The sequence below is a fragment of the Mesorhizobium sp. M7A.F.Ca.US.014.04.1.1 genome (assembly GCF_003998745.1).
GTDB classification, from domain to species: Bacteria; Pseudomonadota; Alphaproteobacteria; order Rhizobiales; family Rhizobiaceae; genus Mesorhizobium; species Mesorhizobium ciceri.
Genome location: NZ_RZRW01000607.1, coordinates 1 through 3333 on the forward strand (window position 1 = coordinate 1; position 3333 = coordinate 3333).

Sequence of the window (3333 nt, forward strand, 5' to 3'; positions counted from 1 at the left end):
CGTTCGCAGCGTCAGTGCGACACCGGCGTTCACGGCTGTGCGCAGGCCGGCCAGACTGGCGCTGCCGGCAGCAATGCGGTAGCGGCGGCCGGCGGCATCGAGTGCGGCAAGTGCCGCTTCGCGAAAACCGCAATATGGATCGAGCAGCGCCAGCGGCAGTTCCTCCTGCCGCGTGGCCAGCCCCTTTTGTGAGCATAGCCATATCATCGGCTCGCGCAGCACCCCGACTTCCTCCGCCGCTGCCGTCTGGCGCCTGACGATCGCCAGATCGAGGCCGCCAGACTGCAGCGCCTGCGCCAACTCGGCGGAACGGCCGACCCGCAGTTCGATCCTGACGCGCGGATGGCTGCCGGCGAAAGCACGCAGCAGATCCGGCAGGCCGCTGTCGGCAAAATCCTGCGTCGTGCCGATGGCAACGCGCCCGGCAGCGCGGGCGCCCTTCAGCGCCAGCCAAGCCTCGCGATGGACGGCAAGAATGCGCTTGGCGTGGCCGACGAGATCCTCACCCGCCGGCGTCAAACCACGTCCCCGCCCCTGCGGCGCCAGCAGCGGCTCACCGACGACTTCCTCCAGCCGCTGCATCTGGGCGGTCACCGCCGAGGGCGAACGGCCGATGCTTGCAGCCGCCTGGGCCAGCGAGCCGCTGTCGACGAAAGCAAGGAAGGTTCGGAGCAGATCGGGATCGAGCGTTTCCATACTTCGATACTATCGAAGTATCATTTAAAAACAATTCGATTTTTTTGCCTAAAAGGTGGTGGCATGGTTGTTTCAACGGCGATCGGACGCCGCTCAAGCCAAGGAGAAGAAGAATGCCTATCATCAACATCAGCGTCACCGGCAAACCTGACGCGGCGCTTTCCGCTCGCATCGCAAAGGAGGCCACAGAAATCACCGCGACGCAGCTGCGCAAGGACCCGACGATCACGGCAGTTGCCGTGTCCTATGTCGATCCGCAGCACTGGTTCGCCGGCGGCAAGTCGCTGGCCGAGCACGGCACCAACACGTTCTGGCTTGATATCAAGGTGGTCGACGGCACCAACACCAAGCTTGAGCTGGAGGCCTATCTGAAGGCGATCTTCGCAGCCTTCGGCCGTCTGCTGGGCGGCGTGCACGAGGAGAGCTACGCCTTCGTGCATGAAGTGCCGGCAGCCGCTTACGGCTATGGCGGCAAGACGCAGGAATTTCGTTTCATCAGTGGACGGCTGCAGGCGGCGTGAGAAGCAGCTTCCCGCACCAAGGGAAGCAAAAGCTCCGCATTGACCTTGCTCCCACATCGTCTAGGTTCTGGCCGACACGGCCGCAAAGAGCCGAGATGCTAAAAACGTTGGGAGAGACGCGGCATGATCCTGACACTGGCGCTGCTTGCGGGTCTTGTTCTGGCCTGGCTCCTGATTGGCGTGGCGGAAAAATTCCGCCTCGGCCTACGCTTCACCCAGGCGCTGCTCTATGTCCCGTTCAAGCTTGCCTACCGGATCGGAGACAGCCGCATCAGGATCGCCCGCAAGGCGCAGGCCCCAGTCATCTACGTCATCTCTCATCAATCGCGCTTCGAGCCGGCGCTGATGCTGTCGCTGCTGCCGGAAGACACGCTGCATATTCTCGATGAGGTCTCGGCGCGCTCGCCGTGGCTCGAACCTTGGCGCGAGCTTGGCCGTACCATCGCCTTCAACGCCGAACATGTCTTCGTCAGCCGCCGGCTGGTGCGGGTGCTGAAGGGCAAGGGCCGGCTCGCTGTCTATCTGCCGGATGCAGTCGAGCCCGACGTCAAGACGTTTCGGTTGTTTCGTGCCGTCACCCGCATCGCCATGCAGGCCGATGCCAAGATCGTGCCGATCTTCGTCGGCGGCGCGCGCAGCCTGCCGGTGTCGTTGACGCCTGGGGACAAGGCGCCACGACACTGGTTTCCGCAACTGTCGATCAGCGTGCTGGAGCCGATGACCATCACTGAGTTGGTGGCGCGCAACCCCGAGCAGGCCTCGAACACCAACGCGCTGTTCGACCGTGTCGCCGAGGCGCGGCTCTTCGGCACCAACCTCGATCGTGGCCTGTTCCTGGCCATGCGCGATGCCGCCGACCGCGTCGGCGCTTCGCATATCATCATCGAGGACGTGATCTCCGGCGCGCTGAGCTACCGCAAGCTGTTCATCGGCGCCCGCGTCCTGGGCAGGCGCTTCGAGGCGGTAACGGCTCCGGGCGAGGCAGTCGGCGTGATGCTGCCCAATGCCAATGGCGTCGTGCTGTCGCTCACCGGCCTTCTGTCGGCCGGCCGGGTGGCGGCGATGATCAACTACACGGCCGGGCCGGCGAGCGTCACCGCGGCCGTGCGCACGGCGGTGATAAGGACCGTGATTTCGTCCCGCGCGTTCGTCGAGAAGGCCGACCTTGCCGATATCGTCGCGGCGGTCGAAAAGGGCGGCGCCAGGCTTCTCTGGCTCGAGGATGTGCGGGAGAGCGTCACCGCGCTGGACAAGCTTGCCGCCGCCTTGCTGTGGCGCTGGCCGCTGCAGCGACAGGACGCGGCCAAGCCGGCGGTGATCCTGTTCACCTCGGGCTCGGAAGGCACGCCGAAGGCAGTCGTGCTGTCGCACAAGAACCTTTACGCCAACGCCATGCAGGCTGAGGCGCGCATCACCATCTCGCCCGCCGACATCCTGCTCAACGTGCTGCCGGTGTTCCATTCGTTCGGCCTGACGGGCGGCACCATCCTGCCGCTGGTCACCGGGGTAAAACTGTTCCTCTACCCCTCGCCGCTGCACTACAAGATCATCCCCGAGGTTGCGCGCAAGGGGAAACCGACCATTATGTTCGGCACCGACACGTTCCTCGCCAACTATGCGCGTACCGCCAAGGACGGCGATTTTTCCAGCCTGCGCTTCGTCGTTGCCGGCGCCGAGGCGGTGAAGCCGGAAACCCGCCGCGTCTATCGCGAACGCTTCCAGGCCGAGATCATCGAAGGGTTCGGGCTGACAGAGGCGGCGCCGGTGGTTGCCGTCAACACGGCAATCCATGGCCGCGACGGTACCGTCGGGCGGCTGCTGCCGGCCATGCGCATGAAGCTTGAGCCGATCGAAGGCATTTCCGATGCCGGCCAATTGTGGCTCGGCGGACCGAACATGATGATGGGCTATATGACATCGGACCGCCCCGGTGAATTGCAGCCGCTGACGGGCTGGCACGACACCGGCGACATCGTCGCTGTCGACCGCGAAGGCTTCATCACCATTCGCGGCCGCGCCAAGCGCTTCGCCAAGATCGCCGGCGAGATGGTGTCGCTGGGTGCTGTCGAGATGCTGGTGCAGTCGTTGTGGCCGGAAGAACGCCATGCGGCGGGAG

At 64.8% G+C, this 3333-nt stretch carries 3 protein-coding genes; 2 read left to right on the forward strand and 1 reads right to left on the reverse strand.

Annotated elements, in window-relative coordinates; translation table 11 throughout:
• Positions 1-696: LysR substrate-binding domain-containing protein (locus EOA22_RS28480; protein ID WP_127390394.1), on the reverse strand; the 696-nt coding region annotated here is incomplete at its 3' end.
• A gap of 113 nt (positions 697-809) precedes the next feature.
• On the opposite strand from EOA22_RS28480, the gene EOA22_RS28485 reads away from it, so the two are divergent.
• Both EOA22_RS28485 and EOA22_RS28490 read left to right on the forward strand, forming a co-directional pair.
• Entirely contained in the window at positions 810-1217 is a 408-nt protein-coding gene (locus EOA22_RS28485; protein ID WP_013532540.1) for a 4-oxalocrotonate tautomerase family protein, read from the forward strand.
• A 123-nt stretch (positions 1218-1340) separates the two neighbouring features.
• Positions 1341-3333, forward strand: a 1993-nt coding sequence (locus EOA22_RS28490) for an AMP-binding protein (RefSeq protein WP_127390395.1), incomplete at its 3' end; no start/stop codon positions are given.

Bases quoted from the DNA above. Each gene is read 5' to 3' on its own strand.
- EOA22_RS28485 (WP_013532540.1), top strand. From the start codon at position 810: ATGCCTATCATCAACATCAGCGTCACCGGCAAACCTGACGCGGCGCTT.